The organism is Streptomyces sp. NPDC048479 (assembly GCF_040651435.1).
In the GTDB taxonomy this organism is placed as follows: Bacteria; Actinomycetota; Actinomycetes; order Streptomycetales; family Streptomycetaceae; genus Streptomyces.
Window position 1 is genome coordinate 23,080 of sequence record NZ_JBEZKA010000050.1, and the last position, 6,687, is coordinate 29,766.

Annotated in this window: 6 protein-coding genes; 1 reads left to right on the forward strand and 5 read right to left on the reverse strand. The window is 69.5% G+C overall.

Annotation, left to right across the window (positions count from 1 at the left end):
• Position 1: 1 nt before the first annotated feature.
• The 5 genes from AB0D12_RS38525 to mshD form a co-directional block, all read right to left on the reverse strand.
• A complete protein-coding gene (locus tag AB0D12_RS38525) occupies positions 2 to 2,230 on the reverse strand; it encodes an RNA degradosome polyphosphate kinase (protein ID WP_362693952.1) in 2,229 nt (742 codons plus the stop codon).
• A gap of 249 nt (positions 2,231 to 2,479) precedes the next feature.
• The gene (locus AB0D12_RS38530) at positions 2,480 to 2,770 is read right to left on the reverse strand and encodes a hypothetical protein (protein WP_362693979.1); all 291 of its coding nucleotides are present in this window, start codon (positions 2,768 to 2,770) and stop codon (positions 2,480 to 2,482) included.
• A gap of 17 nt (positions 2,771 to 2,787) precedes the next feature.
• Positions 2,788 to 2,958 (reverse strand): hypothetical protein, encoded by a 171-nt coding sequence (locus tag AB0D12_RS38535; RefSeq protein WP_362693955.1) that lies wholly within the window; start codon positions 2,956 to 2,958, stop codon positions 2,788 to 2,790.
• Positions 2,955 to 3,191: a hypothetical protein gene (locus AB0D12_RS38540; protein WP_362693958.1), complete on the reverse strand. Its 237-nt coding sequence runs from the start codon at positions 3,189 to 3,191 to the stop codon at positions 2,955 to 2,957. The genes AB0D12_RS38535 and AB0D12_RS38540 overlap by 4 nt, the downstream gene beginning before the upstream one ends.
• Before the next feature lie 92 nt (positions 3,192 to 3,283).
• Entirely contained in the window at positions 3,284 to 4,207 is a 924-nt protein-coding gene (gene mshD / locus AB0D12_RS38545) for a mycothiol synthase (RefSeq protein ID WP_362693961.1), read from the reverse strand.
• A gap of 517 nt (positions 4,208 to 4,724) precedes the next feature.
• On the opposite strand from mshD, the gene AB0D12_RS38550 reads away from it, so the two are divergent.
• Complete coding sequence (locus AB0D12_RS38550; protein ID WP_362693964.1) at positions 4,725 to 6,551, forward strand: bifunctional metallophosphatase/5'-nucleotidase; 1,827 nt, start codon at positions 4,725 to 4,727, stop codon at positions 6,549 to 6,551.
• Positions 6,552 to 6,687: the final 136 nt, after the last annotated feature.

Here is a 6,687-nt window from a genome sequence, read left to right on the forward strand (position 1 = left end):
TTCAGGGCTGTGCACGCCGGCGCCTCCGGGCGTCTATGAGCATCTCCTGTACGTGCCGCAGCGGCTGGCCTTCCGAGTCTGTGGAGTGCCGGATCCACGCGCCGTCCGGGCCGAGATGCCAGGAGGACGTGCTGTCGGACATGCCGGTCTCCAGCAGCCGGGTGAGGGCCGCGCGGTGGGACGGGTCGGTGACCCGTACCAGTGCCTCGATACGGCGGTCGAGGTTGCGGTGCATCATGTCGGCGCTGCCGAACCACACCTCGGGCTCGCCGCCGTTGCCGAAGGCGAAGATCCGGGAGTGCTCCAGGAAGCGGCCGAGGATCGAGCGCACCCGGATGTTCTCCGAGAGGCCGGGGACTCCGGGGCGCAGCGCGCAGATGCCGCGGACCCAGATGTCCACCCGCACGCCCGCCATCGCCGCCCGGTAGCAGGCATCGATGATCGCCTCGTCCACCATCGAGTTGACCTTGATGCGTACGTAGGCGGGCCGTCCGGCGCGGTGGTGTGCGGCTTCCTTGTTTATTCGCGCGATCAGGCCGTCGCGCAGGGACTTGGGCGCGACCAGCAGACGGCGGTACGTCTCGCGGCGCGAGTATCCCGAGAGCCGGTTGAACAGGTCCGAGAGGTCCGCCCCGACCTGCGGGTCCGCGGTCAGCAGCCCCAGGTCCTCGTACAGCCGGGCCGTCTTCGGGTGGTAGTTGCCGGTGCCGACGTGCGAGTAGCGGCGCAGTGTGTCGCTCTCCTGGCGGACCACCAGCGACAGCTTGCAGTGGGTCTTCAGGCCGACAAGACCGTAGACGACATGGCAGCCGGACTCCTCCAGCTTGCGCGCCCACTTGATGTTGGCCTGCTCGTCGAAGCGGGCCTTGATCTCCACCAGTACCAGGACCTGCTTGCCCGATTCGGCGGCGTCGATCAGCGCGTCGACAATCGGGGAGTCGCCGGAGGTGCGGTACAGCGTCTGCTTGATGGCGAGCACGTCCGGGTCGGCCGCGGCCTGCTCCAGGAAGGCCTGCACGGACGTCGAGAACGAGTCGTACGGGTGGTGCAGCAGTACGTCACGCTCGCGCAGTGCCATGAATATGTCCGGCGCGGAGGCCGACTCGACCTCGGCGAGATCCCGGTGGGTGCCCGCGATGAACTTCGGGTACTTCAGCTCGGGCCGGTCCAGCTTCGCGATGCCGAAGAGGCCCGTCAGGTCCAGCGGACCGGGCAGCGGATAGACCTCGGCGTCGGACATCTTCAGCTCGCGGACCAGCAGATCGAGCACGTACGGATCGATGGACTCCTCGACCTCGAGCCGCACAGGCGGCCCGAAGCGGCGCCGCATGAGCTCCTTCTCCAGCGCCTGCAGAAGGTTCTCCGCGTCGTCCTCCTCCACCTCCAGGTCCTCGTTCCTGGTCACCCGGAACATATGGTGCGCGAGCACCTCCATGCCGGGGAAGAGCTCCTCCAGATGCGCGGCGATGACGTCCTCGAGAGGGACGTACCGCTGCGGGGAGGCCTCCAGGAAGCGGGACAGCAGCGGCGGGACCTTCACCCGCGCGAAGTGGCGGTGGCCGCTGACAGGGTTGCGCACGACGACCGCGAGGTTCAGCGAGAGGCCGGAGATGTACGGGAAGGGGTGCGCCGGGTCCACGGCCAGCGGGGTCAGGACCGGGAAGATCTGCTGCCGGAAGAGCGTGAAGAGGCGGGCCTGCTCCTTCTCGGTGAGGTCGGGCCAGCGGATGAGGTGGATGGACTCCTCGGCGAGCGCCGGGGCGACGTCCTGCTGGTAGCAGGCGGCGTGCCGGGCCATGAGCTCGCGGGAGCGGTTCCAGATCAGGTCCAGGACCTCGCGGGGCTGCAGACCGGACGCGGAGCGGGTGGCGACGCCGGTCGCGATACGGCGCTTCAGGCCGGCCACCCGGACCATGAAGAACTCGTCCAGGTTGGACGCGAAGATCGCGAGGAAGTTCGCCCGTTCGAGCAGCGGGGTGGCGGGATCCTCGGCGAGCTCCAGGACGCGCTCGTTGAACGCGAGCCAGCTTCGTTCGCGGTCGAGGAACCGTCCCTGGGGCAGTTCGGCGCCGTCGCCCTCGTGATCTTCCTCGTACGCGTCGAGGTCGGCATCGATGTCGGGCTCGAGATCGGACACCGTGGCCGCGACGGTGTGCGGCCGGTGCGCGGCGATGGAACCGACGGACGGCTGGGCGTGCTGGACCGGTACCTCGGCGGGCTGGTGGCTCATAAACCCATTGTTCCGCGCGGAGAGCAAAACGGGCGCGTCGGAAGGGGCCGGGGTGAGGGGGATCTTGCCGTTGGGGGAGGCGGGCACAGCGGGCTGCATTGAGAGAGGGTCGCAAGGGTGTCTGAATGCCTGGTAACGACGACATGACATGCAGGCGCGGTCGTGATGAGCGGAGGTCGGCCGGGGGCTTTACGCAGCCCCCGGCCGAGGGCCCCCGAGACCCCCGTCCACCACGCCTGGGAGGACGGCTCAGGCGTGGCGGCGCAGGATCAGGAACGCCGCAGCCGTCGCCGCTGCTGGGAGGGCCAGGACGATGCCCGTCCCGACCAGTTGGAGCGGCCAGAAGTGCGAGGCGGGGTGGAAGCCGTTGCCGAGCTGCCAGACGCTGGTGGGCATTTCGCGGTGAGCGGCGGTGACGCGGTCCACGGGCGGCCGGAGCTGCTCCCGGTAGCGCTCGGCGGCCACCATCAGGAACCCGGCGACGAGGGCGAGCCCGGCGGCGGGCAGGGCGCGACGGACCCGGTACAGCAGCGACAGCATGGTGAAGCCCGCGGTGATCAGCAGGCCGGGAGGGTCGGCTTGGCTGCGAGCCCACGGACCGGCGTGACGGACTGCGTCCAGGACAGGGCGGCCGTGCCGGGCTCCAGCTCGCGGCCGGTAAGGACACCGCCGGCGTAGACGGCGACGGCGAGCGGCAGCCACGCGATCACAGTGGCGGCGAGGCTCATGTTGCCGCTGTACTCGAACGCCGGGGACGAGGTGAATTCCTCGAGGCACGGGGGAGTCCCGAGTTGGGGGAGCCGCAGGGACCGCCGACCGCCCGCGCGGCCTCGAGCCCGATCGTGCGGAACCAGGCCGGGGCTGCCACCGAGGCGGCGAGGAACGCGGCGGTGACCAGCAGCGCGCTGCGGTGCAACCGGAGGACCGACCAGGTCAGCCCCTTGGGGGCGAGCGAGCTCATGCCGCCGCCACCTCCGCGCTCGGCGTGAGCAGTCAACTGCCCCCGGCCCCTGGCCTTTTCGGTCGCTCAGGACTCCGCCGACGGGATCCCGTTCAGGACTCGGTCCGGTACATGAGATCCACCTCGTGGGTGACAAAGCCGAGGCGCTCGTACATCGTCAGCGCGGCCGTGTTGTCCGCGTCGACGTAGAGCATCGCGGTCGGCAGCCCCTCGGCGGCGAGATGGTGCAGCCCGATCGCGGTGAGGGCCTTGCCGAGGCCGCCGCCCTGCGCCTCGGGCCGGATGCCGACGACGTACACCTCGCCGAGGTGCTCCGCGGCGTGCACCTTCGTCCAGTGGAAGCCGATGAGTTCCCCCTCGCGCTCGGCGAGGAAGAAGCCCTTGGGGTCGAACCACGGCTCGGCCTTGCGGTCGTCGAGGTCCCGCTGTGTCAGGGCCCCCTGCTCCGGGTGGTGGGCGAAGGCGGCGGCGTTCACGGCGAGCCAGGCGGCGTCGTCCTGCCCGGGCACGAAGGTGCGTACGGTCACGCCGGGCGGGAACACCGGCTCGGGGATGTCCAGCGGGCTCAACGGCCTCCGCAGCTGGCGCAGTTCACGGAAGAGGGTCAGCCCTAGCACCTGGGCCAGATGCCGCGCGGCCGACTTCCCGCCGTGCGCCCACACCCGCAGCCGCTTACCGGACGCCGCCAGCAACGCGGTCCCGAGCGCCCGCCCGTGACCGCGCCCGCGGCGCGAGGGATGCACGACCAGCTCGGCGGCCGGGGCCTCGACGGGGTCGGTGTCCTCCAGCTGCGCGTACCCGACGAGCTCGTCGGCGACGGTGAGGAGGAGATGCCGAATGCCCTCCCGCTTCCCGCCGCGCAGCTGCAGCCGCCCCTGCTCGGAGACGGCCTGCATCCCGTCGGACCGGGCGGCGTCACCGAGCATGCCGAGTACGGTCTGGGCCTGCTCGGGCGTGAGCTCCTCGAGGGTCTGAATCTGCCGGCCGGGCTCGAGTGCGGCTGTTGCATCTGTCATGGGTCGAGGGTACGGCGGGGGGTGGGGGTGCGGGATCTGCGCGGCTCGGCATTTGCCCCGCAGGTCGGTGGAAGATGTTCAACAGATTGTTGGACGGTGGGGTCGGGTCAGATGCATGACGTCTGCCGCACGCAGTGGAGGTGGGCGCGGCTGAAGCCCGCGGGTCGGGAACTCCGTGACGATCATCTCGGTGTTCACCTTGAGAGGGCCCCACAGCTGCGCGCCCCGCACCCGCGGGCCTCACAGCTGCGCGCCCCGCACCCGCGCGCTCCGCACCGGCGCACCCCGCGCGGCCGGCTTCGGCTTGCCGGTCAACTCCAAGAAGCCCGAGGACAGTTCGGACGCCTTCTGATGCTCCTGCTCATATATGTCCGCAGTGCGGGTGATACGCGGAGAACTACCCGTTGACGAACGAAGGCAACCAGGTTGTAACCCGCTAGCCCCTGTCGTGCTACGCGCGTTGACTCTAGGCTGCCGCTCGCAGCCCTCACACCACGCTGAACTGACAAGGGGACAGATGTCAGCGCCACAACAGAAGAACCGCGCGACCCGGCGGACCCGGCGGATACTCGCCACCGCCGCCGGACTGGCCACCGTCGGCGCGCTCGTCGCCGCGATGCCGGCCAATGCCACCAGCAGCAGCGACCGCCACGGCGGCCGTCACCACAAGCCCGCGCGCACTGTCGATGTACAGCTGCTCTCCTTCAATGACCTGCACGGGAACCTGGAGCCGCCCGCCGGCTCGGCCGGGACGGTCAGTGAGAAGCAGGCCGACGGCACCGTCAAGGCGATCCCGGCCGGTGGTGCCGAGTATCTGGCGACCTCGCTGCGCGGTGCGCGCAAGGGGCACCCGTACTCCATCACCGCCGCCGGCGGCGACATGGTCGGTGCCAGCCCGCTGATCTCCGGGCTCTTCCACGACGAGCCGACCATTGAGGCGCTCAACAAGATCGACCTCGATGTGACGGCCGTGGGCAACCACGAGTTCGACGAGGGCGCGGTCGAGCTCGCCCGGCTCCAGAACGGTGGCTGCCACCCGGTCGAGGGCTGCTACGAGAAGGGGAAGAAGTTCAAGGGCGCGGACTTCCCCTACCTCGCGGCCAACGTCACCAAGGAGACGACCGGCAAGCCGATCCTCAAGCCGTACACGGTCTGGAAGAAGAACGGCGTCAAGATCGGCTTCATCGGTGTGACCCTCGAGGGCACGCCGGACATCGTCAACGCCAACGGCATCAAGGGCCTCAAGTTCAACGACGAGGTCGAGACGATCAACAAGTACGCCAAGGAGCTCGACCGCCAGGGCGTGAAGTCGATCGTCGCGCTGATCCACGAGGGCGGCTCGCCGGCCTCCTCCTCGTACAACTACGACTGCGACTCGCCGGGCGCGGGCGACGGCATTTCCGGCCCGATCGTCGATATCGCCAAGAACATCACGCCCAAGGTGGACGCGCTGGTCACCGGCCACACCCACCAGGCGTACGTGTGCACGGTCCCGGACCCGTCCGGCAAGCCGCGCATGGTCACTTCGGCGGCCTCGTACGGCAAGCTCTACACGGACACCACGCTCACGTACGACCGTCGCACCAAGGACATCGTCCGTACGTCGGTGAAGTCGGCGAACCACATCGTCAGCCGTGACCAGGCCAAGGCCGAGGACATGACGGCGCTCATCGCGCGCTGGAACAAGCTGGCCGCGCCGGTCGCGAACCGCCCGCAGGGCTGGATCTCCGCCGACATCAACGGCCGTGGCTCGACGGCACCCGAGAAGCCGCTCGGCGACCTGATCGCGGACGCGCAGCTCGAGGGCCTGGCCCCGGCGGACAAGGGCGGGGCGCAGCTCGCGCTGATGAACCCGGGCGGGATCAGGTCCGACCTGGTCTTCAAGGCCTCGGGCAGTGAGGGCGACGGGGTGGTGACGTACGGCGAGTCGTTCACCGTGCAGCCGTTCACCAACATGATGAACGTCGTCGACCTGACCGGCGCCCAGCTGATCACCACGCTCCAGCAGCAGGTCAGCGGCCCGAACGAGGCCTCTCCGAAGATCCTTCAGGTCTCGAAGGGCTTCACCTACACCCTGGATCTGAAGAAGACGGGTGCGGCCCGGATCGATGTGGCCTCGGTGAAGCTGAACGGCGTCGCGATCGACCCGGCGAGGACCTACCGGGTCGCGATGAACGAGTTCCTGGCGGGCGGCGGTGACGGCTTCCCGGTGCTGAAGGAGCACAAGAACAAGCTGGTCGGCGCCTCCGACCTGGATGTCTTCAACGGCTACCTGGTGGCGAACTCGACGGCGGCCAAGCCGATCACGCCGCCGGCCGCCGACCGGATCACGGTCGTGCAGTAGCGGTGCCGGCACGTTGACGGTGGGGCGGTGGGCCAAGTGCCGACGCCGTTGGCGAATTCGGCCCGTCGGTCTATCCGGCGGGCCGAAGTGCTGCCAGGTGGGAGGTCCGGGTTCGGGCTCTGGGTTTGTCCGTGAG